Origin of the sequence: Lysinibacillus sp. IITD104 (assembly GCF_036698265.2) — a bacterium.
Lineage (GTDB): Bacteria > Bacillota > Bacilli > Bacillales_A > Planococcaceae > Lysinibacillus > Lysinibacillus boronitolerans.
On sequence record NZ_JBAHYH020000001.1, the window covers coordinates 1936027 to 1957309 of the forward strand.

Below are 21283 nucleotides of genomic sequence, written 5' to 3' on the forward strand. Positions count from 1 at the left end.
TTCATTAATTCAAGTAATCTTGTTTTATATACATAGAGAAGGAAGGTTGAAAAATGGTTGAAAAATCTCAACAGTCAATTGCGTCCTATATTGAGTCACCAGAAAAACTAAAAAACCTATATAGGCGTGTACTTATAGTTGTTAGCTTATCCCAAATTTTTGGGGGAGCTGGACTTGCAGCGGGTATTACTGTAGGCGCTCTACTGGCACAACAAATGCTTGGAACGGATGCCTATGCGGGTGTACCCTCTGCATTATTTACGTTAGGCTCTGCGGGTGCGGCTTTCATTGTAGGAAAACTATCACAGCGTTATGGTCGCCGCATAGGCTTATCAACAGGTTTTATAGTGGGTGGACTTGGTGCAATAGGTGTAGTTCTAGCTACTTTAATGAACAGTATTGTGTTATTGTTTGCCTCTCTATTAATCTATGGAGCTGGTACGGCAACTAATTTACAGGCACGCTACGCTGGGACAGATTTAGCCAATAATAAGCAACGTGCTACTGCGATTAGTACAACCATGCTTATGACCACGTTTGGTGCTGTTTTAGGTCCGAATTTAGTAGAATGGATGGGAAAAGTGGCGCTGTCTATCGGTATTCCAGCTCTAGCGGGTCCATTTCTATTATCTGCTTTGGCCTTTATTATGGCGGGGCTTGTATTGTTTACTATGTTGCGTCCTGACCCGCTAGAAATAGCGAAAGCCATAGAGGCACATAAGCAAAAAATGAACAAAGAAAATCAAACACCATCCTTGCCTATATCTAGCAATAAAAGAGGCCTAGCGGTAGGAGCAACAGTTATGGTCCTGACACAAATTGTCATGGTGGCCATCATGACAATGACACCTGTACATATGAAACATCATGGCCATGGATTAGCCGAGGTTGGTATTGTGATAGGGTTTCATGTAGGTGCTATGTATCTGCCATCACTCGTCACAGGTATTCTTGTTGATAAAATCGGCCGTACGGCAATGAGTATAGCTTCAGGTATTACATTGCTTCTTGCTGGCGTAGTGGCTGCATTTGCACCAAGTGATTCAATGGTGTTACTCATTGTGGCACTTTCTTTACTGGGATTAGGTTGGAACTTCGGCTTAATTAGTGGAACTGCTCAAATTGTTGATGCGACGGAGCCTTCTACCCGTGCAAAAACACAGGGCAAAATGGATGTCTTTGTGGCATTGGCAGGTGCATCAGGTGGTGCGCTATCAGGTATGGTAGTGGCGAATTCAAGCTATGCAGCGTTGTCCTTAGCAGGAGGGCTATTGTCGTTAGTATTGATTCCTGTTGTCATTTGGTCTAGAAGAGCGGCTTAAAAAGGCGAAGGGGAAATTGGAAGCTAAGCTAATTATTATCCGAGGAAGGATGATCTATTAAAATTAATGGTAAAGCAACTGTAGTAACAAAAAACTTACCCTTTCTTAGGGTAAGTTTTTTCATAGTGTTGAAAAATTTCCGTGCAGGTTACAGCTTTCCTCTGGGCGAACACAGATCAGTTTAGAGGTCATCTGTATCGCTATTCAAGAAGATTCAAGTAGCCTTCAATTCTAACCCATTAAAATGTTTTTTAGAAAAATTTTTCAAATAAAACAAAGGTGTTTACTACTCTTTATGGCTAGGGTAGTCACTCATCACTTCTCCACATTGGAAATAATCAACCTCTCGCCTTTTATAATTACCTTTTATGGCGTGGACAGCACATTTTTTCAATTGGAACTATTTTATTGAATAAGCGTTACAATATTAAATCGTTAGAAAGCTCAGAGTAGGTACTTATATGGATTTAATAACAGAAAAATTAATCATGATTGCTTTATTTATTTTAATCATTCATGCGATTGAAACGCTTGCATATGCAGTACGTTTATCAGGAGCACGTGTCAAATTACTAGCTTCTGCTTTATCTCTTTTTAATGTAATGGTCATGGTGTCGAGGTTAGCAAATATGATGCAACAACCATTCACAGGGAGCCTTGTTGATACAGCACCTACGGATAATGCGATGACATTTGTAGAACATCAATTTCGACTAATTATTGGAGCGGCTTCGCTTGGAACAATAGTAGGAATCTTACTTATCCCTACCTTTGTAGCCATTTTTTCAAGAGCTATCGTTCATTTGGCTGAGGAAAGAGGTTCAATCCCGGCTTTATTGAAAAAGGGCTTTACATTTGACTATGTAAGACGAGGGATTAAGCATATTCATACACCAAATTTTAGTTATTTAAAAGGCATTCGTCTACAGGATATACCGATTAAATTATTTGTCATCAATATTGTTATTACAGCTATCTATACGATAGGTGTTTTATCTGCATTGTATGCCACATTATTAGTACCAGAATTAAAGACTACTGCTGTTATGGCATCTGGATTAATTAATGGCATTGCAACAATACTATTAATCTTATTTATTGACCCGAAAATATCCATTCTAGCAGATGATGTGATCAATAAGAGAGGAAGCTATCTAGACCTGAAAAGAATGTCTGTTATGATGATGTTTTCCAGGTTTTTAGGAACGATTATGGCACAATTATTATTGATTCCAGGTGCTCATTATGTTGCGTGGTTTGCCAAACTGATTGCTTAATCAAGAACAGTAATCACGTTGGATAGTGGACAATATTTACACCATACAAAATCACCAAAAATTGTTGAAACCTTAAGGGCGTTTATGAAAAATAAAATCTTATCTCTCCATTTTTAAAGAGGTAAGATTTTTTTTAGTTCGATCCCGACACTAAAAAAAGGGTAGTAATAAGCTGCTACAAAGTTACTTGGCTTTGCTATACTTTGTAATCCATATTTCGATAAGCATTGAAATACTCTCCGTTTATAATTAGCATATAACATGAATTATATGAGGAGCCAGAATATGAAAAACTATCAATTTATTGCTTTATTAGTAGTAACGACCTTTTTAATGGGTTCATCATTTGCCATTGTTAAATTAGGCTTACCGTATGCCTCGCCTCTATTATTAGCTGCACTTCGTTTTATATTGGCTGGTATCATCATGGCTATCGTTGTTATCATCTTGAAGAGACCTCATCCTATTACGAGGAAGGAGTGGTTCAAGTTATGTATGATCGGGCTCTTTCAAACGGCAGGTGTGATGGGGTGTATTTTTATAAGTCTACGCACTATCACGGCAAGTGAGTCTTCTATTTTAACATTTACAAACCCATTATTAGTTGTGATTTTTGCCACCATTTTTATGAAAGTACGCTATCGTTTCTATCAATGGATAGGGGTTTTATTTGGCTTAATCGGCGTGATCATCACAATGGGGGCACAAGTTGAATTGAAAGTAGGTATCCTTTTTGGCTTGCTATCAGCTGTTTTTTGGGCTACTGCCACACTATTGGTGAAAAAATGGGGCGTGTTATTTGATACGTGGGTTTTATCTGCTTATCAGATGCTATTTGGCGGCTTACTCTTATTACTTGGAAGCGCATTGTTAGAACAGCCATTTTTTATTGTGAATCCACAATCGTTATTGATTCTGTTGTGGCTTAGTATTTTTTCCTCCATCATTCAATTTGCAGGGTGGTATTATCTTCTGCAAAATAGTGATCCAGGAAAAACAAGTGCCTATTTATTTTTAGCTCCTTTTTTTGGCGTATTAACAGGCTGGGTGTTATTGGATGAACCGTTAAAACCATCACTAATGGTTGGCGGCTTACTCATCATCATGGGCATTTATTTAGTAAACCGTACTTTTAGTGAAGAAAGGGCTAGGAGATAACTCCGTGCCCTTTCCTCTTTTATAAATCCAAATGAAAGACCTCTTTAAAGCCTAATTTTCCTTTCTCCGTCACTTTAATGGCGCGAATAGAGGGAACTCGTAATAGCCAACCAAGGTTGAAAAATTGATTTAATAGCTCGCAGCCTAGTGCACCAGCTAAATGATAACGCCGTTCACTCCAATCTAAACAGGCATGGGAAAAGGAGCGCCGTTTTCTCTTTAAAGCAGTTAAATCGATTCCGAATGTCGTAAAAAATAATGTGCCCTCATTTGTCAGGACAAATTGTTTACCCTCCAATGTAAGATAGCCTGCCTTCAGCATCGATTCCGTTAATTGGACACCCAATTTACCAGCAAGGTGATCATAGCAAGTTCTAGCATCCTGTAATAACTTGATTTGGCTCGATTGCTTTAATGAACGTACTTCAGGTGGTGGAGAGATGGCTAGGAATGATTCTAAAAATTGAGCAATGTCCTCACCAGCCAATTGAAAATAACGATGACGGCCCTGTTTTTCAACTTTTATCAGCTTTCCTTCTACTAATTTAGCAAGATGAAAGCTAGCAGTTTGCGGTTTAATGGCAGCCATATAAGCTAGTTCACTAGCCGTATGAAAACGACCGTCCATCATACTAGCAAGTATGGTTGCCCTTGACGTTTCACCAAGAAGTGCTGCTATTTCTGCCATGTTTGGATTAATTCCCATTCTGTCACAATCCTTTCAGTGTCCTATATTTAGATTTTAGTCAAAGTCATTATGGTTTACAATAAAAGTAATAGAGGAGGAGAAATAAATGGAAACATATTATGCAGTGATTTTTACATCACAAAGAACTGAGCAAGATGGGGATGGCTATGGCAAGATGGCTGACCTAATCGATGCCTTAGCACAGCAACAGCCTGGTTTCATTCGTGTTGAAAGTGTTAGAAACGAGGAAGGAAAGGGCATAACGGTGTCTTATTGGGAATCACTAGAGGCTATCCAAGCATGGAAAGACAATGCTAAGCATTTAACAGCACAACAATTGGGTAAAGACAAATGGTACACAAACTATAAAGTGGAAATCTGCCAAATGATAAAAGATTATTCATTTGCCAAATAGCAATTGAGAAGGAGGCCTATTTTTTATGACGATTGTGGAAGAATGGCACGAACTAAGACAAAAATTTAATCCTTCCAATCCGATAACCATTAATCAAATGCATATTTTTAAAGATCAATTAAAGCAGGTTCAACAAACAGAAGAAACAGTAAGAATTTTAGTAGAGGTTTACTGTTTACTTAGAATGTATCCTGAGGCATATCAGTTATTTACTGTCATTATGAATAAAGACGATAAAAAGGATCGGAAAAAATATGGCGTTCTCCAGACCTACATAGATCAACCAAATTCGGTGAATCCTCTGCTGCCAAGAAAAATTAGAGACCATCAGCAGCTTAAAACGAAAATTCCAACGTTTAAATATCTACCAAACCCTCTAGAGGCTGAAATTTTTGAAACAGATGAAATCGTTGTATGTGATTGTTGCGAGCAAGAAGTGGATGTCTATTATACTGGTGGTATTTATGCAATTGAGGAAGTAGATTATCTTTGTCCTTCCTGCATCCATAGTGGGGAAGCGGCTCAAAAATATGATGGTTCTTTCCAGCAAGACTTAATGGATGATGACCAAGTTACGAATCCCACATTTGCCGAGGAAGTGCTCTTTCGGACGCCTGGCTATGTAAGCTGGCAGGGCAATAATTGGGTGGCACATTGCTCCGACTATTGTGCGTTTATCGGCTATGTTGGTTGGCCTGATTTAGTAGAGCGAGGAATTGAGGATCAATTTGATAATTATACCGGCTTTTCAAAAGAAGAACTTTCTGCATCCTTAATGAACAAAGGTCATCATCAAGGCTATTTATTTCAATGCTTGGAATGTGACCGTTATGTGCTTTATTCAGATTTTAGTTAATCGTTGTTTGAGGGGGTAGGGAAGTGGAACAATTTCTACAACGATATATCGATTCATGGCGTTTAAATGGTTGGTTTATCCACGATATTTTTTTCTGCATCGTGCTAGGTATAGGACTTCTACTAGTTTTGTTTATCGTCATGAAACGTAAACGACTCGTTACTTCTAGCATTTTGCTCATTGCTTTTTTATTGGTCAGTAATCTATTAATGATTGTTTTTGGCTTAGCGGGGAGAGGCTTTCCCATCAAATCCGATTCGCCGATTTATACTGATGATTCACAAAGCATTGCTGTTCAAATGGTGCAAGGCTCAGAAAATAATGGGACATCGAATGGGATTACGCATTTAATTGCACATCATCTCCTAGTAGCTGTGAATTTACAAACAGGTGAAAAGCAATGGACAAAATCAGCTTCCTATAAAGAAACACTGCTTGGGGAATTTATGGGCGGTGTTCTTGTCCATCATCGGGATGATGAGTTTGGTCAATTATCACTGTTAGATTTGGAAACAGGCAAAGAAATACTTTCTGAAAAAGAGTTTCGAACGCTACATCCGTCATTAATAGCAATATTAAGCAATAATGCATATCAAATGGCTGTCCTAGCGAACAATTTATATTTGGAAGGGGTCGATGGCAAATTCTATCGCTTTGATGGTAAAACATTAAATGAGGATGTGAAGGCTCAAGATTACCTATCGGCCCGTTTTTTCATCGAGACTGAGTTGCCGGGTTATTTTGCTACACATCCACAGCCTGTCGAGGATTATCAGGCCATTCGAGATTTTAGTCAAGCTGTCCTAACCGAGCCAGCCATTCAAGCCTATGCAAATTTACAACCAAAAGTGGTGGATGTAGATATCATAGAAAAAACGGCTCTTGTTTCATATAGGCAAACACAGCGAGAAAGTGCTGAACACATGTTATTGCACTATGATATGAACAAACATCAAATATTGTGGGAAAGCAATATTGGCATCATTAATTCCCAGCAACAACAGCCCGCTGTACGGACTTTAGAGAATAGCTATGTTATTCAAGCCGGTGATAGATTACTGGTATTGGACAAAAAAATGAAAAAGAGGGCTGTTCACTATCATCTACGTTGGAATCGTCCTATTGATGAGTGAACTATATTGGAAAAATCATTCTTTTTTTGATTCGCCAAAAAAGGAGTATAATTTAATAGGAAGAAACTCTGATTAAAAGGACGGCGTGCAAATATGGATGAGCAATTAATGGATTGGATTATACGCTTTCAAAGGGATAAGGATATTGAAGCACCGGCCCATTTAAAAGACTATTGTTATGAGATGATCGAACCGTTGATTGAAGAATTTACGATGAAGTATGGCGAAGAAGCAGGCGAGTTATTACGTCTAAAGTGGGATAAACGATTTTATTTTATATTTACAAAATATCAAGTGAATGTAGGGCTACCCCTCGAGACATTTGTAAAAAATACGTATCGTTTTTATTTCATGCAGGTGTTACAAAAAGCTGGTTATAAGTGATCGAAAAAACCCTTGATTTGCGTAAAAACAAATCAAGGGCTTTCTATTATTTATAGAGTAGATCTTCTGCTAAATGAGTAAACACTTCACCGATTATCGACTCTTCATCATAGACCGAGGAACCTGTATTTTCCTCAGGTTGAGCAAAAGGAATTTGAGCGATTACATCTGTCTGTAATAAATCTGCTAATTGTTCGGCTCCACCTTGTCCAAATAGATAGTTTTTTTGACCGTCAGCACTTTCAAAATAGGCCATGTTTTCAACAACACCAAGAATCCTGTGTTTCGTATGTTGCGCCATCAAGCCTGCACGAGATGCAACATGAGAAGCGGCAAGATGCGGTGTTGTCACGATGATTTCTTGGGCTTGTGGAATCATTGCAGCCATATCAATTGCAACATCTCCTGTACCAGGTGGTAAATCGATGAGGAGGTAATCTAAATCTCCCCATAGCGTGTTGACAAGGAAATTGCGAATCCACTTATTGAGCATAGGACCACGCCACATAACAGGCTGGTTGTCATTTGTAAAAAAGCCCATCGACATTATTTTTACGCTGTTACGTTCTACTGGAATCGCCGTTTGATCAAGCATGGTAGGCTTTTGATCAATCTTCATCATGGCAGGGATACTGAAACCATAAATATCAGCATCTAAAATACCTACACGTTTGCCAAGACGAGCAAGTGCAACCGCTAAATTAATGGTCACCGTAGACTTTCCAACACCGCCTTTACCACTTGTAATGGCAATGAATTGAACACCAGAATTAGGCAGTAGCATGTTTGGCATTCCTTGTTCAGTTACATTTTTTGCTTGTAGTGAGGCTGTTAATGTGCGTCGCTCCTGATCTGTCATAGCTCCAAAGCTAATGGTAGTGGAGGCACCAAGCGCTTGTAATGCCTCCTCCACATCTTGCTGTATTTTTGCCTTTAACGGACATCCAGGTATGGTCAAAATAATATCCAGTGCTATATGGTTGTCATGTATTTGGATGTTTCGCACCATATTCAAATCTACAATACTCTGATGAAGTTCAGGATCATTCACCTGTTTCAATGCGTTTACAACATTTTCTTTTGTTAACATTTAGGAACCACCTTATTCTTTTAAGCCTTTGCCGAGTCCCTTTAAGAAATGAACCCCAAAATTGAGCGCACGATTGACATCTGGATCATTTAACATTTTCATGAGCTTAAAGGCACTAACTTTTTCATTCGATTCAAGTGCTTTGCTTGCTTCATCTACGCCTGTATTTAAGCCTTCAATGAGCTTAGTCGTTGTTTCAGGATTGAGCTCCGTCAATGCTCCCGCAACACCCATTATATTGTTAATGATATTGGTTACAGGCTTACGTGTTAATTGTCCTAGTGCAATATGGGCTACTTCCTCTTTGGCTTCAAGTAGCTTCATTGCTGCTTCTAGTGCACCGATTTCATTTAATTCAGCCATAATACTAAACACCTGATTGACAGCTTCTTCATTTTCAGAAAGCAATTCTTTTAGATTGTCTAATTTTTGTTCCTTTAGTTGTTCTTCCGTTAATTGTTGTTTTTTAATGCCTGTAATGGGTACAGCCATGCTCTCACTCTCTTTCGTTTATGGTTGTTAAGTGAACGTAGCCAGGACGATTCCATTTTCGTTGTACCTCAACACCATTTTGAGGATGACGCTTTTTATAGCGTGGGTTTGTGCGAGGAAGTGGTGATTTACCTTTAGCTTTTAGCACTTCTACTCGTACTTTTGTTTGTTTATAAGCTGGTGTTGACGTATTCACATCTGCTGCAGGGCCAGTTAGGAAGTTGATGGCTGAATCTTTGCTAACAGAGTTCATTGGTAAGAATAATTCGTTTCCTTGTACGCGATCTGTAACAAGAGCATTTAGTTTCAAGGCACCATATGGAGACACTAAACGAAGTAGGGCTCCATCTGCAATGCCTCGTTCTTTCGCCAATTCTGGTGATACTTCAACGAAAATTTGAGGTACTTTCGATTGAATACCTTTCGATTTATTTGTTAGATTTCCTTCATGGAAGTGTTCAAGCATACGGCCATTATTAATATGACAATCGTATTGTGCTTCAAACTCAACAGGCTGCACCCAATCATTTAAAGCAAAGCGAGCTTTTTTATCAGGGAAGTTAAAGCCATCTTCATATAATAACGGTGTATCCTTACCATCATGGCTACCCCAACAGAAGCTTCCCCAGCCTTCAAGAACATCATAGTTGGCTTGTGAGAAGAGGGGAGACAGGCTCGCCATTTCATCAAAGATGTCGCTTGGGTGATCATAATGCCAATCTGCACCTAAACGATGAGCAACCGCTTGCAATATTTCCCAATCTGCTTTCGACTCACCAAGTGTTGGTAATACTTGATACAGGCGTTGAACACGACGTTCCGTATTCGTAAATGTACCTTCTTTTTCAAGCGAAGGCGCAGCAGGTAAAATCACGTCTGCATATTGTGCTGTGCGTGATAGGAAACAATCTTGGACAACGAAAAAGTCAAGCTGTGAAAGCACCTCATCTACATGGTTGGCATTACAGTCAACTAGTGCCATATCTTCGCCCACTAAATACATCGCTTTCATTTTCCCTTCCATAATCGCATCTAACATTTGCATATTAGTTCGACCAGGCTGTGGTTGAATAGGGACACCATAGGCTTTTTCAAATTTTGCACGTGCCTCGTCATCTGTGACTCTTTGATAGCCTGGCAATAGATTTGGAAGTGTCCCCATATCGCAGGCACCTTGTACATTGTTATGGCCGCGAAGTGGGTAGGCACCAGCACCTGGACGACGATAGTTCCCAGTTGCTAAAAGTAAATTTGAAATCGCTGCGGATGTATAGGAGCCACCAGTATTTTGTGTTACACCCATGCCCCAAAGAACACATGTACCATCTGCATCACGAATCATTTCAGCCACTTCGATCAATGTTTCCTTACTAATACCAGTCATTTCTTGTGCATAATCAAGTGTATAGGTTGCAAGTACTTGTTTAAAATCATCATAATGAAGGACGTTTTCTTGAATAAACGCTTCATCATGCCAACCTTGATCAATGATATATTTGGTAACAGCCATTAACCAAACTTGGTCAGTACCTTGCTTTGGACGCATAAAGATGTCGGAACGCTCGGCCATTTCATGCTTACGAATATCCGCAACAATTAATTTCTGACCATGTAATTTATGTGCGCGTTTCACACGTGTTGCTAAAACAGGATGTCCCTCAGCTGGATTAGCCCCAATAATAATGACAAGTCCAGCCTTAGCAATATCTTTGATCGTACCAGCATCTCCTCCCATGCCAACTGTACGTAATAAACCATCAGTTGCAGGAGATTGGCAATAACGAGAACAATTATCGACATCGTTTGTTCCAAATAATTGACGGGCCATTTTTTGAATTAAGTAATTCTCTTCATTTGTAATTTTAGAAGAGGAGATAAAGCCGACAGAGCCCGGACCATATTGTTGTTGAATACCACCTAGTTTTGTTGCAATTAGATCCAGAGCTTCATCCCACGATGATTCAACAAACTCATTATTTTTACGAATGAGTGGTTTTGTAATACGTTCCTCAGAATTGACAAAATCCCAGCCGAATTTTCCTTTAACACATGTAGAAATCGCATTTACTGGACCATCAGAAGGCTGTACTTTTAAAATTTTACGACCTTTTGTCCAAACTTCGAACGAGCAGCCTACACCACAGAAAGTACAAACTGTTTTTGTTTTTTTTGTGCGTTTACTACGCATGGCTGCTTCCACTTCAGAAACGGCAAATATACCGCTATAGCCTGGTTCAACTTCCTTAATCAAGCTGATCATCGGATCTAACATATCCTGTTTGAGGCCAGTCATAAATCCAGCCTCTCCAAGCATGGATTTTTCCATTAAGGCATTACATGGACATACGGTTACGCATTGACCACAACTTACACAGGAAGAATCATTGATAGCAACGCCTGTATCCCAAATGACACGTGGTCTTTCTGCTTCCCAATCAAGGGATAATGTTTCATTTACCTGTAGATTTTGACAAACCTCTACGCACTGACCACAAGCGATACATTGGTTAGGATCGTATCGATAAAACGGATGCGACATGTCCACTTCATGAGGTTCCACTTTTGGTTGATAGGGATATTTTTGATGCTCGATTTCCATCATTTCGGCTGTGTTGTGTAATGCACAATTGCCATTGTTGTTATCACAAACTGTACAATACAGTAAATGATTTTCGAGTAGACGGTCCATCGCTTCTGTTTGTGCCGCTTTTGCTTTGTCAGACGTTAGGAATACATTCATGCCGTCTACTGCCTTTGTAGAGCAGGAACGAACTAATTGGCCATTCACTTCCACGATACATGTATCACATGTTTCAATTGGGTCAACAGCGGGCACATGACAAATCTGTGGATGCGGAATGTCATGTTGATTAATGGTATCAAGGATTGTAGCTCCTTCTTTTACTTCATACGGTACGCCATTAATATTAATTTGAGTCAAGGTAACTTCCTCCTTTTGCACTTTGAGACGAAACGGCTAACATGGTACAGCTTAAGACAAAAGGGAATAACAAATCGAGTTGGTGATTGTTGAAAAGATTGTCTTGTTATCATTGTAATTCCCAATGGTTCTTGAAGCTACCTCAAAATAGGTAAATTGCTAGATCATAACATGTTATCCATGTCTCGGTTTTGAAAAAATAAAAAAATCCACCATGAAATCACATGTCCTAGACATGCTAATAATTCATGGTGGATAAAATTCTTAGCAGGTCTTGCTAAAAACTCAATCTACTTTTATTTTTTAATAACAATAGAATTCAACTATTAAAAACAGTATGCAACATCGTAACATAGAGTTCAAAATAAATTAATTCCATTTGATATGCATATTATAGCCCTTTCCTTCAAAATGAACAATATTTATCTAAAATTTATTAAATGAGAATTATTATCAAAAAGTATTTTCTCTTTTATTTTTTTAAAAGTTGCTATATCATTAACAAACTGTAAGGGTGGCCTACATAACCATTTGCCTAAAAAAGTTTAATTATGATGGGAGAATCGTTGCTATGTCTAAAAAAATCCATGAATTTAATGACATGATTCGAAAGTTAAGAAAGGAAGTATTCGGTAAAGGTCCAGAACGTATTCATACCGTTTTTGTCGAGAATATGGCTGTATCTACCTTATACGGAAATATCACTCCGACAGAAAAATTTATTGCCAGTACACCAGAAGGGCTGAAAATGGTGCATGCTGCAAGGACGAGTATGATTCAAGATTTATATAGACAATCGCCACCAGAGGGTATGGAAGAACTGATGGGCAGCAAATTACTTCACTTATTTTCAGATATTAAAATTGAAGAGGATTTTGCGATTTCCGTCTTTGTTTTTGAAAAGCATATCAGTGAATAAAGGAGATGCTTTATGGATCGAGCAATGACAAGAAAAATTGTGCGTGTTGAAGGACAACAAGTGACAGAAATGGATGATTTAATTGTTTCAGAATACGCTGTGACCGTAAAAATTAATCAGCAAGAATTTGTCACGATGGTATGTACACCAGAGTATGTGGAAGATATGGTGATTGGCTACTTAGCTTCTGAACGAGTGATTCGTAGTTTTGAGGATATTGAGGAAATTTGGCACCAAGAGAAAGAGGGTTTTGTGCATATTAAAACAAAGCATATTAATCCTTATTACCAACAGACGCAAAACAAGCGCTATATTACGTCTTGCTGTGGGATGAGTCGACAAGGGTTTGTGTTTACGAATGATGCATTAGTAGCGAAAAAAATGGATCAAGTCGATGTGCAAATAACGACTGGGGATTGTTTCCGTTTAATGCATGCGATGCAGGAGAGTGCCGATATTTTTAAGAAAACAGGTGGCGTGCATAATGCTGCACTATGTGATGTAAATGGCATCGTCCTAAGTCGCATGGATATTGGACGTCATAATGCTTTGGATAAAATTTACGGCTTTTGCCTACGCAACAACATCCGTATGGAAGATAAAATTATCGTCTTTAGCGGACGAATATCATCGGAGATTTTACTAAAGGTTTCCAAAATAGGCTGTGCCATCGTGCTATCTAAATCAGCACCAACCGAATTAGCATTGCAATTAGCAGAGCAGCTTGGTATTACGACGGTTGGTTTTATTCGGCAACAGACATTGAATATTTATACACACCCACAACGCATCCTATTACCAGCTAATGAATTGAAAGAAGGAGATTAAATGACGAATCTACAAGACCAATTACACAGACCGTTAAGAGATTTAAGAATATCCGTGACAGATCGTTGTAATTTTCGCTGTCGCTATTGTATGCCAGCAGAAGTATTTGGTCCAGATTACGCATTTTTACCGTCTGATAAAATATTAAGTTTTGATGAAATTGAACGATTAGTAAAAATCTTTGTTTCATTGGGCGTGAAAAAAATACGGATTACAGGTGGGGAACCCTTGCTACGTCGTGATTTACCCGAATTAATTGCCCGTATTCACCGCATAAAAGGGGTAGAAGATATTGCTTTAACAACCAATGGCTCGTTATTAAAAAAATACGCGCAGCCATTGGCACAGGCAGGCTTAGCTCGAGTTTCTGTTAGTTTAGATTCACTTGATGATGAGCGTTTTTTCGAGATGAATGGTCATAGAGGCAAGGTATTGCCAGTGTTAGAGGGAATTGAAAAGGCTGCAGAAGCGGGCTTACAAGTAAAAATTAATATGGTTGTTCAAAAAGGGAAAAACGAACAAGATATTGTTACCATGGCACAGTTTTTTAAAGAAAAGCAACATATTCTACGCTTTATTGAATATATGGATGTAGGGAATTCGAACGGCTGGCGCTTGGATGATGTGGTGTCCAAAAAAGAGATCATTGAGCAAATCCATCAGTTTACGCCGTTACAACCATTAGCGCCCAATTATAAAGGAGAGGTGGCGACGCGTTATCAGTATCAAGATGCTCAAGGTGAGATTGGTGTAATTTCATCTGTAACGGATTCATTCTGCTCCAATTGCTCACGTGCTCGCCTCTCTGCAGAAGGGTCATTATACACTTGTTTATTTGCAACAGAAGGCACGGATTTAAGGGAATTGTTACGTTCAGGGCAAGATGATGCTGCCATCATCAAGTGCATTACGAACGTTTGGGAAACAAGAAATGATCGTTATTCAGATGAACGCAATGAACAAACGATGGCAAAAAGAAAAACGTCAAAAATTGAAATGTCTCATATTGGGGGGTAGCGAGTAAAAAACAGAAAAAAATCGGCACAATAATGCCGAATTTTTTCTGTTTATTTGTGCACAAAAGTGCCACTTTTCCCACCCGTTTTTTCAACAAGATAAGTTTCTTTGATGACCATCGTCTTATCAACGGCTTTGCACATATCATAAAAAGTTAGTGCAGCGACAGACACAGCAGTGAGCGCTTCCATTTCAACACCCGTTTTTCCACTGCATTTAACAGTGGCTTGAATATGGAGCTCATAGCCATTCTCTGCTTTTTCATAGTCAAACTGGAAATCCGTGCCCTGTAGCATGATGGGATGGCACATGGGAATGATATCAGCTGTTTTTTTAGCGCCCATAATCCCTGCAATTTGCGCAACTTGCGTCGGATCACCTTTTTTAATGCCACCTTGTTGGATGGCTTCATAGACCGCATCAGATAAAAGAATCGTACTGCGTGCAATGGCTGTACGTGTCGTGCTTTCTTTTGCGGAGATATCGACCATTTTAGGGCGACCTTCTTCGTTCCAGTGTGTAAAATTATTCATCATTAAACTCCTTTTTACTTGTTTGTGACCAGTCTTGTTGTGCGTTGATATTGATAAAAGTTGAGCTATTGTCATCAAAAGGGACATAACAGACACGAAGTTGCTCTAAAAGCACTTTCATACTTCGTTTATTTTGTGCCGTTAATTGTGTCGCCTTTGGTAAAGCAGTACGTCGATATAATGCAGCTAATGGCTGATCGCGTAGTGCTTGCGTCGGAACAATGGCATCATAAGTGTCATTAATCAGACCTACCATTTTTTGGATAAATTTTGCATTCATATAAGGCATATCGCTCGCTACGACAAAAAACCAATCCACATCAGGATAGGCTGTCATGATATGATGTAAAGCAAAAAGAGGGCCTTGATGTGGCTGCTTTTCAATGACCCATTGGACATTTTCCTGTCCAAACTGATGTTGTAAGTGCGCATTTGTAGCGATAATAAGAGGATCTAGCTGATTTTTTTGCAGGGCTATGAGACTATGTTTATATAATGGCTGTCCAGCAAACATCTCAAACATTTTTGGCTGACCATAGCGAGAGGATTGACCACCAGCTAACACAATACCAGCAATTTTCATAAGCGCTTCAGCTCACCGACAAAATGTTGGACAGTAGGTACTATGAGCTTCGACATAGCCAAAGTCACTGCATTTGTGGAGCCTGGTAAAACATAAATGGCTGTTTGCTGAAGACTTCCAGCGGTGGCACGACTAAACATCGCCTTTGGGCCAATTTCTTCATAGCTGAGCATTCGAAATAATTCACCAAACCCCATCATTTCTTTTTCAAACAGAGGCAGAATGGTGTCATAGGTTTGGTCTCTTGGTGTAAACCCTGTTCCACCAGTAACGATAATGGTATTAATTGTTGGATCGCTGCACCAATTTTTAACATGACGAGCGATATCGAGCGGTTCATCCTTTGTTAGTTGGTAGTCTACAACTTCAAATGCAGCTTCCTGTAGAAAGGACTGAATACGCTGACCAGCATGATCATCTGTCTTTGTGCGTGTATCACTGACCGTTAAAATGGCAACTTGAATTGATTGCTGCTGATGTGTTGGATGCACAGTAAGACCTCCTTCAAATGCGTTTTTGCTAAAAAACATTGCTTTTATTATAATGCTATAAATGAAAAGGTCAAACGAAAATTCATAGAAAGAAAGGCCTCATACGTATGCAAAATAGATATTCTAGACAACAATTATTTCACCCTATCGGACAAACAGGGCAACAATCCCTCCAACAAAAACACGTCCTTATCATAGGGGCGGGGGCATTGGGGAGTGCTAGTGCAGAAGCGCTTGTGCGAGCGGGTATTGGCAGGCTGACCCTCATTGATCGTGATTATGTTGAGTGGAGTAATTTACAAAGACAGCAATTATATACAGAGCTAGACGCACAAGAAAAAATGCCCAAAGTTATCGCAGCTAAAAAGCGTCTCCAACAAATAAACACAGAGGTAGAAATTCATGTCGGCATTATGGATGCTTGCACAGAGACTTTGCTACCATTACTAGAAGATGTAGATGTGATGGTTGATGCGACCGATAATTTTGATGTTCGCTTTGTCATGAATGACCTTGCGCAAAAGTATCGTATTCCTTGGGTGTACGGCTCTTGTGTTGGTAGTTATGGTGCAACTTACACGGTTGTGCCAGGCAAAACGCCCTGTTTGCATTGCTTATTAAAGGTGATGCCCCATACAGGGATGACTTGTGATACCGTTGGCATTATTAGTCCAGCAGTTCAAATTGTTGCCGCTTATCAAGTGGCAGAGGTTCTAAAACTGCTTGTTGGAGATGACAAAGCCTTACGAAAAAGCTACTTAACGTTTGATGTTTGGCAAAATCAACACTATGAAATCAATGTGGAGAAAATAAGGCAGTTTGATTGTCCATCTTGTGGTGATCAGCCGACCTATCCCTATCTCTCCTATGAAAATCAAACGAAATTACAGATCCTTTGTGGCCGAGACGCGGTACAAATTCGACCACCTAAGCCTATTCACTATTCGCTCGACCAGCTAGCAAACCAACTCCGTTCCAATGGGGAAGTTCAGGTCAATCCTTATTTGCTATCTTGCCAAGCGGACGATTACCGAATCGTTATTTTCCAAGATGGGCGAGTTGTAATACATGGTATACAAGATATTCAGAAAGCCAAAAGCATTTATTATCGTTTATTAGGTTAAGGGAGTGTGCCAAATGGTAGAAAAAAGACAACCAATTCCTGTGGCAGAAGCCGTTCATCGTGTAATGGACTATGCCTTTCAAGCAAAAAAGGAGCATGTGCCATTAACGCAAGCACATGGACGTTTTCTAGCACAAGCTATTAGAGCCGATCATGATGTACCTGCTTTTGATCGTTCGCCGTATGATGGCTATGCCATTCGTTCCGTCGATAGTAAGGAAGCCTCCTCACAGCATCCAGTCCGTTTTCAAGTCGTTGGAGAAATTGGGGCAGGCTATGTTTTTGAAGAGGTAGTTGGCGATCACCAAGCTGTCCGCATTATGACCGGGGCACCAATACCTCAAGGCTGTGATGCAGTGGTTATGCTAGAATTAACCCATACATTCGAAGAAAATCATCAAAAGTATATGTCGATTAAACGACCTTTTGAAGCAGGAAGCAACATTTCCTATAGAGGAGAAGATATACAAAAAGGGACTGTCCTCATTGAGCAAGGGCAAACGATTAATCCAGGGGTGATGGCACTGCTTGCTACTTTTGGCTATGAGCAAGTACCTGTTTATCGTAAAACAGTTATTGGTGTGCTTGCCACTGGTAGCGAATTACTAGAGCCAGGTGAAGCTTTACAGCCAGGTAAGATTCGCAATAGTAATGCCTATATGATGATGGCGCAAATTGAGCGTGCTGGAGCAGAAGTGAAATATTTTGGCAAGTTGAGCGATGATCTTGCGTTATGTATTGATCGTGTTGAAAAGGCCCTACAGGAAGTTGATATTTTAATTACAACGGGTGGCGTTTCTGTAGGTGATTATGATTATTTACCAGCTATTTACGAGGCGATTGATGCAAAGGTATTGTTTAATAAAATAGCGATGCGTCCAGGTAGTGTGACAACGGTTGCTGCTCGCCACGGCAAATTATTATTTGGTCTTTCTGGTAATCCTTCAGCCTGCTATGTTGGCTTTGAGCTATTTGTACGTCCGATTATACGTTCTGCATATGGGCATTCTCAACCACATTTACGCAGAGAGCAAGCGATTTTAGGGGCTGATTTTACAAAGCCGAATCCCTTTACACGCTTTGTACGAGCTCGTATCGAATATGTAAAAGGGAAGCTCGTAACTGTCCCATCTGGGTTCGATAAATCGAGTGCAGTTTCATCTTTAGCGACAGCCAATGCGTTCATTGTTTTACCAGGTGGCTCTAGAGGCTATGAAAAGGGTATGCAAGTGGATGTCCTTTTGCTAGAAGATTTGCAAGGAAGTGAGTGGCCTTGGGACAATATCGAAAAATCTTACAGATAGTTGGCTATCAAAATAGTGGGAAAACGACATTGATGGAGCGATTGATCAAGCAGGCTACAATGGAAGAGCTAAGAGTAGGAACCATAAAGCATCACGGACATGGTGGTGTACCGATGATCGAAACCTCGAAGGATAGCAGTCGTCATGAGCAAGCAGGCGCAGCTGTCACAGCAGTGGAGGGGGCGGGTACTTTACGTATGAGCATTCACCAAAATAGCTGGCAATTGGCTGAAATACTAGCGATCTATGATTCTCTTTCTATGGATATCATGCTGATCGAAGGATATAAAAATGAACATTATCCGAAGGTTGTGTTGCTGCGCACGCCTGAGGACCAAATACTGCTACAGCAAGTAACCAATATCCTCTGTGTGATTTATTGGCCAAGCTATCCACTCGATCCATTCCTAACAATCCCTGCTTTTTCGATTCATGATGAAACACAATATATGGAATTTTTATTGGCAGAAATGAGGGAAAAACGATGACGACAGCGTTATTTGAAATTATCGATCAACCAATAGATGTGGAGGAAGTAAGACAAAAAGTCCTTAGTCGAAATGCTGGAGCCATTACATTATTCATCGGCACAGTGCGCGAAATGACGAATGGTAAAAAAACATTGCATTTGGAATATCAAGCCTATCCAGCGATAGCGATTAAAATGTTTGAACAGATTGCGAAGGAAATACAAGAAGAGTGGCCAGAAGCAAAAGTGGCCATCACCCATCGTGTTGGCCATTTAGCTATTTCTGATATTGCTGTCGTGATTGCAGTGTCATCACCGCATCGTAAAATAGCGTATATGGCGAATGAATATGCAATTGATCGCATAAAACAGATTGTGCCCATATGGAAAAAAGAACATTGGGAGGACGGGACAGGGTGGATTGGTGACCAATTAGAAAATGTTCCTTATCCGCAAGGGAAACCAGCTATTCAGGAGGAGGAAAACCTGTGATTAACATCTTATTATTTGCCCACCTACAGGAAGCACTTGGTGAGTCAAAGCTATCAATAGAGCTGTCAGATGTGACAGTTGCGCAGTTAAAAGAATGGATGGAAAAGCATTATCCTCAGCTATCATTACAACAGATCATGACAGCTGTTAATGAGGAATTTGCTACGGATACAACGATTGTCAAATCTGGTGACACAATCGCCTTTATTCCACCGATCAGTGGGGGATGAGCAAGAAGAGGTAGTTGGCTTAAGCCAACTACCTCTTTTATACTTTCAGGATATGGATACTAAGAAGCAAAAGGAAGGAAATAGCAATCATACACAAAACCCATGCCCAGGCAAGGGTCATGTTTCCAGAATCAATTGCCATATAAATTGCTAGTGGTGTTGTTTGTGTTTTCCCTGGAATATTCCCTGCAAACATGAGAGTCGCTCCAAATTCACCCAAAGCTCGTGTGAAACTTAGAATCCCACCAGAAACAAGTGCCTTTGATGCAAGGGGAATGGATACATAAAGAAAAACCTGCCATTCATTCGCTCCATCCACACGTGCCGCATTTTCAATATCTCGATCGACAGAGGCAAAGCCAGTTTTAGCCGATTGATACATTAATGGAAAGGCAACGATTGTAGAAGCGATGACCGCCGCCCACCATGTGAACATGATAGGTTGATCGAATAGCCAGATAATGAAATGTCCTAACATACTATTTTTCCCGAACATGACGATAAGCAGGAAACCGACTACTGTAGGAGGTAATACTAATGGTAATAGCAACACCGTTTCTAGCACTAGCTTGCCTTTAAAATCATGAGTTGCCATCCATTTTCCCATTAAAATCCCTGCTATAATAGCGATGATCCCTGCAACAAAGGCAATTTCGATCGAAAGCCTAAGTGGAGACCAAAAATCGGTACTCATCTTTTATTGAGCCCCTTTAAATCCATACTTTTCAAAGACATCCATCGCTTCATCACTTTGTAAGAAGTGATAAAAATCCTTCGCCTCTTGCGCATGCTTACTTGCCTTTAGAACACCTACAGGATAAATAATCGGTGCGTGCATCGCCTCATCGGCAGTTGCCACGACATTGACTTTATCAGAGACAAGGGCATCTGTTTTATAGACCATCCCAGCATCCACATTTTCTGTTTCTGTATAAGTAAGTACTTGGCGTACATCTTTTATATACACTACTTTTGATTCGAGTGCATCCCAAAGTTGCATCGTTTTTAATGTGTCCACACCATATTGCCCAGCAGGAACCGTTTCGGGCGTACCAAGTGCAATTTTTCCTGCTTGTTGTAAATCTTCAAAGGATTGAATTTGCTTTTCATTGTTTTTAGGCACGATTAATACTAAGTCATTGGCTAAAAGATCCGTTCCTAGCTTTAGATCGATCATTTCTTTCTCTACAAGCGCATCGAATTTATCCTCCGCCGCTGAAAAGAAAAGGTCTGCAGGAGCCCCTTGTAAAATTTGTTGCTGTAATGCACCTGAACCACCAAAGTTATAGAGGATTTTGATTGTATCGTGTTGTTTTTCATAAATTGTTTTCAGTTCTTCTAAGGCATCCTGTAGACTAGCTGCCGCAGAAATCGTTAGTTCCACAGGTTCGTTTGTTGCCGCCTCTTTTTCTTGGTTACCACAGGCTGCTACTAGACCAACTAGTACGAACAGTGTCGCAAATAAACGATAAAATTTTTTCACTATAAATATACTCCTTTTATAACTCGTTATAACAAGACATAACTAATTATAATCA

General features: G+C 39.8%; 24 protein-coding genes. 15 read left to right on the top strand and 9 right to left on the bottom strand.

Annotated elements, in window-relative coordinates; all coding sequences use genetic code 11:
• Positions 1–53 precede the first annotated feature (53 nt).
• The 3 genes from V1L66_RS09700 to V1L66_RS09710 all read left to right on the top strand — a co-directional run bounded on the left by V1L66_RS09700 (position 54) and on the right by V1L66_RS09710 (position 3757).
• Entirely contained in the window at positions 54–1322 is a 1269-nt protein-coding gene (locus V1L66_RS09700) for an MFS transporter (RefSeq protein WP_333003922.1), read from the top strand.
• A 461-nt stretch (positions 1323–1783) separates the two neighbouring features.
• Positions 1784–2599 (top strand): lipid II flippase Amj family protein, encoded by an 816-nt coding sequence (locus tag V1L66_RS09705; RefSeq protein WP_016991660.1) that lies wholly within the window; start codon positions 1784–1786, stop codon positions 2597–2599.
• 285 nt (positions 2600–2884) lie between these two features.
• Positions 2885–3757 (top strand): DMT family transporter, encoded by an 873-nt coding sequence (locus V1L66_RS09710; RefSeq protein ID WP_333003921.1) that lies wholly within the window; start codon positions 2885–2887, stop codon positions 3755–3757.
• Between the two features lie 19 nt (positions 3758–3776).
• Here the strand turns inward: V1L66_RS09710 and V1L66_RS09715 are convergent, their stop codons facing one another.
• A complete protein-coding gene (locus V1L66_RS09715; RefSeq protein WP_333003920.1) occupies positions 3777–4463 on the bottom strand; it encodes a helix-turn-helix transcriptional regulator in 687 nt (228 codons plus the stop codon).
• Between the two features lie 88 nt (positions 4464–4551).
• Here V1L66_RS09715 and V1L66_RS09720 point away from each other — a divergent pair, with 88 nt between their 5' ends.
• The 4 genes from V1L66_RS09720 to V1L66_RS09735 all read left to right on the top strand — a co-directional run bounded on the left by V1L66_RS09720 (position 4552) and on the right by V1L66_RS09735 (position 7233).
• A complete protein-coding gene (locus V1L66_RS09720) occupies positions 4552–4860 on the top strand; it encodes an antibiotic biosynthesis monooxygenase (RefSeq protein WP_016991657.1) in 309 nt (102 codons plus the stop codon).
• Between the two features lie 25 nt (positions 4861–4885).
• Positions 4886–5716, top strand: coding sequence for a CbrC family protein (locus tag V1L66_RS09725; protein WP_258860479.1), 831 nt, complete (start codon positions 4886–4888; stop codon positions 5714–5716).
• Positions 5717–5739: 23 nt separating this feature from the next.
• Positions 5740–6849 carry a PA2928 family protein gene (locus V1L66_RS09730; RefSeq protein WP_312124715.1) on the top strand — a complete coding sequence of 370 codons (1110 nt, stop codon included), beginning with the start codon at positions 5740–5742 and terminating at the stop codon, positions 6847–6849.
• Positions 6850–6942: 93 nt separating this feature from the next.
• Entirely contained in the window at positions 6943–7233 is a 291-nt protein-coding gene (locus tag V1L66_RS09735) for a hypothetical protein (RefSeq protein WP_016991654.1), read from the top strand.
• 46 nt (positions 7234–7279) lie between these two features.
• On the opposite strand, the gene V1L66_RS09740 is transcribed toward V1L66_RS09735, so the two are convergent.
• Genes V1L66_RS09740 through fdhF form a run of 3 tightly spaced genes read right to left on the bottom strand, consistent with a single transcriptional unit; the run spans position 7280 to position 11756 of the window.
• Entirely contained in the window at positions 7280–8323 is a 1044-nt protein-coding gene (locus V1L66_RS09740) for an Mrp/NBP35 family ATP-binding protein (protein WP_333003917.1), read from the bottom strand.
• A 12-nt stretch (positions 8324–8335) separates the two neighbouring features.
• Positions 8336–8815, bottom strand: coding sequence for a DUF1641 domain-containing protein (locus V1L66_RS09745; RefSeq protein ID WP_016991653.1), 480 nt, complete (start codon positions 8813–8815; stop codon positions 8336–8338).
• Positions 8816–8819: 4 nt separating this feature from the next.
• A complete protein-coding gene (gene fdhF / locus V1L66_RS09750) occupies positions 8820–11756 on the bottom strand; it encodes a formate dehydrogenase subunit alpha (protein WP_333003915.1) in 2937 nt (978 codons plus the stop codon).
• A 571-nt stretch (positions 11757–12327) separates the two neighbouring features.
• Between fdhF and V1L66_RS09755 the strand changes: the two genes are divergently transcribed.
• Genes V1L66_RS09755 through moaA form a run of 3 tightly spaced genes read left to right on the top strand, consistent with a single transcriptional unit; the run spans position 12328 to position 14520 of the window.
• The gene (locus tag V1L66_RS09755; protein ID WP_004230595.1) at positions 12328–12675 is read left to right on the top strand and encodes a DUF2294 domain-containing protein; all 348 of its coding nucleotides are present in this window, start codon (positions 12328–12330) and stop codon (positions 12673–12675) included.
• A gap of 12 nt (positions 12676–12687) precedes the next feature.
• Positions 12688–13503, top strand: a complete 816-nt coding sequence (fdhD, locus tag V1L66_RS09760; RefSeq protein ID WP_036077271.1) for a formate dehydrogenase accessory sulfurtransferase FdhD — start codon at positions 12688–12690, stop codon at positions 13501–13503.
• Positions 13504–14520 (top strand): GTP 3',8-cyclase MoaA, encoded by a 1017-nt coding sequence (moaA, locus tag V1L66_RS09765; protein ID WP_333003913.1) that lies wholly within the window; start codon positions 13504–13506, stop codon positions 14518–14520.
• Positions 14521–14570: 50 nt separating this feature from the next.
• Here moaA and moaC read toward each other — a convergent pair whose 3' ends face one another.
• From moaC to V1L66_RS09780, 3 genes are read right to left on the bottom strand one after another with little or no spacing between them, the layout of a single operon-like run.
• Positions 14571–15053, bottom strand: coding sequence for a cyclic pyranopterin monophosphate synthase MoaC (gene moaC / locus V1L66_RS09770; protein WP_016991651.1), 483 nt, complete (start codon positions 15051–15053; stop codon positions 14571–14573).
• Positions 15046–15636 (bottom strand): molybdenum cofactor guanylyltransferase, encoded by a 591-nt coding sequence (locus V1L66_RS09775; protein WP_333003910.1) that lies wholly within the window; start codon positions 15634–15636, stop codon positions 15046–15048. The genes moaC and V1L66_RS09775 overlap by 8 nt, the downstream gene beginning before the upstream one ends.
• A complete protein-coding gene (locus V1L66_RS09780) occupies positions 15633–16127 on the bottom strand; it encodes a molybdenum cofactor biosynthesis protein B (protein WP_016991649.1) in 495 nt (164 codons plus the stop codon). The genes V1L66_RS09775 and V1L66_RS09780 overlap by 4 nt, the downstream gene beginning before the upstream one ends.
• Before the next feature lie 107 nt (positions 16128–16234).
• On the opposite strand from V1L66_RS09780, the gene V1L66_RS09785 reads away from it, so the two are divergent.
• From V1L66_RS09785 to moaD, 5 genes are read left to right on the top strand one after another with little or no spacing between them, the layout of a single operon-like run.
• Positions 16235–17251, top strand: a complete 1017-nt coding sequence (locus V1L66_RS09785; RefSeq protein WP_026023324.1) for a thiazole biosynthesis adenylyltransferase ThiF — start codon at positions 16235–16237, stop codon at positions 17249–17251.
• A gap of 13 nt (positions 17252–17264) precedes the next feature.
• The gene (glp, locus tag V1L66_RS09790) at positions 17265–18554 is read left to right on the top strand and encodes a gephyrin-like molybdotransferase Glp (RefSeq protein WP_333003907.1); all 1290 of its coding nucleotides are present in this window, start codon (positions 17265–17267) and stop codon (positions 18552–18554) included.
• Entirely contained in the window at positions 18518–19042 is a 525-nt protein-coding gene (mobB, locus tag V1L66_RS09795; RefSeq protein WP_333003905.1) for a molybdopterin-guanine dinucleotide biosynthesis protein B, read from the top strand. The genes glp and mobB overlap by 37 nt, the downstream gene beginning before the upstream one ends.
• Positions 19039–19515 (top strand): molybdenum cofactor biosynthesis protein MoaE, encoded by a 477-nt coding sequence (locus V1L66_RS09800; RefSeq protein ID WP_333003903.1) that lies wholly within the window; start codon positions 19039–19041, stop codon positions 19513–19515. The genes mobB and V1L66_RS09800 overlap by 4 nt, the downstream gene beginning before the upstream one ends.
• Complete coding sequence (gene moaD, locus V1L66_RS09805) at positions 19512–19745, top strand: molybdopterin converting factor subunit 1 (RefSeq protein ID WP_016991645.1); 234 nt, start codon at positions 19512–19514, stop codon at positions 19743–19745. The genes V1L66_RS09800 and moaD overlap by 4 nt, the downstream gene beginning before the upstream one ends.
• Positions 19746–19782: 37 nt before the next feature.
• Here moaD and modB read toward each other — a convergent pair whose 3' ends face one another.
• Positions 19783–20439, bottom strand: a complete 657-nt coding sequence (modB, locus tag V1L66_RS09810; protein ID WP_333003900.1) for a molybdate ABC transporter permease subunit — start codon at positions 20437–20439, stop codon at positions 19783–19785.
• A 3-nt stretch (positions 20440–20442) separates the two neighbouring features.
• Positions 20443–21228 (bottom strand): molybdate ABC transporter substrate-binding protein, encoded by a 786-nt coding sequence (gene modA, locus V1L66_RS09815; RefSeq protein WP_333003898.1) that lies wholly within the window; start codon positions 21226–21228, stop codon positions 20443–20445.
• Positions 21229–21283 lie beyond the last annotated feature (55 nt).

Bases quoted from the DNA above. Each gene is read 5' to 3' on its own strand.
- V1L66_RS09700 (WP_333003922.1), top strand. From the start codon at position 54: ATGGTTGAAAAATCTCAACAGTCAATTGCGTCCTATATTGAGTCACCA.
- V1L66_RS09705 (WP_016991660.1), top strand. From the start codon at position 1,784: ATGGATTTAATAACAGAAAAATTAATCATGATTGCTTTATTTATTTTA.
- V1L66_RS09710 (WP_333003921.1), top strand. From the start codon at position 2,885: ATGAAAAACTATCAATTTATTGCTTTATTAGTAGTAACGACCTTTTTA.
- V1L66_RS09715 (WP_333003920.1), bottom strand. From the start codon at position 4,463: ATGGGAATTAATCCAAACATGGCAGAAATAGCAGCACTTCTTGGTGAA.
- V1L66_RS09720 (WP_016991657.1), top strand. From the start codon at position 4,552: ATGGAAACATATTATGCAGTGATTTTTACATCACAAAGAACTGAGCAA.
- V1L66_RS09725 (WP_258860479.1), top strand. From the start codon at position 4,886: ATGACGATTGTGGAAGAATGGCACGAACTAAGACAAAAATTTAATCCT.
- V1L66_RS09735 (WP_016991654.1), top strand. From the start codon at position 6,943: ATGGATGAGCAATTAATGGATTGGATTATACGCTTTCAAAGGGATAAG.
- V1L66_RS09740 (WP_333003917.1), bottom strand. From the start codon at position 8,323: ATGTTAACAAAAGAAAATGTTGTAAACGCATTGAAACAGGTGAATGAT.
- V1L66_RS09745 (WP_016991653.1), bottom strand. From the start codon at position 8,815: ATGGCTGTACCCATTACAGGCATTAAAAAACAACAATTAACGGAAGAA.
- V1L66_RS09755 (WP_004230595.1), top strand. From the start codon at position 12,328: ATGTCTAAAAAAATCCATGAATTTAATGACATGATTCGAAAGTTAAGA.
- fdhD (WP_036077271.1), top strand. From the start codon at position 12,688: ATGGATCGAGCAATGACAAGAAAAATTGTGCGTGTTGAAGGACAACAA.
- moaA (WP_333003913.1), top strand. From the start codon at position 13,504: ATGACGAATCTACAAGACCAATTACACAGACCGTTAAGAGATTTAAGA.
- moaC (WP_016991651.1), bottom strand. From the start codon at position 15,053: ATGAATAATTTTACACACTGGAACGAAGAAGGTCGCCCTAAAATGGTC.
- V1L66_RS09775 (WP_333003910.1), bottom strand. From the start codon at position 15,636: ATGAAAATTGCTGGTATTGTGTTAGCTGGTGGTCAATCCTCTCGCTAT.
- V1L66_RS09785 (WP_026023324.1), top strand. From the start codon at position 16,235: ATGCAAAATAGATATTCTAGACAACAATTATTTCACCCTATCGGACAA.
- glp (WP_333003907.1), top strand. From the start codon at position 17,265: ATGGTAGAAAAAAGACAACCAATTCCTGTGGCAGAAGCCGTTCATCGT.
- V1L66_RS09800 (WP_333003903.1), top strand. From the start codon at position 19,039: ATGACGACAGCGTTATTTGAAATTATCGATCAACCAATAGATGTGGAG.
- modB (WP_333003900.1), bottom strand. From the start codon at position 20,439: ATGAGTACCGATTTTTGGTCTCCACTTAGGCTTTCGATCGAAATTGCC.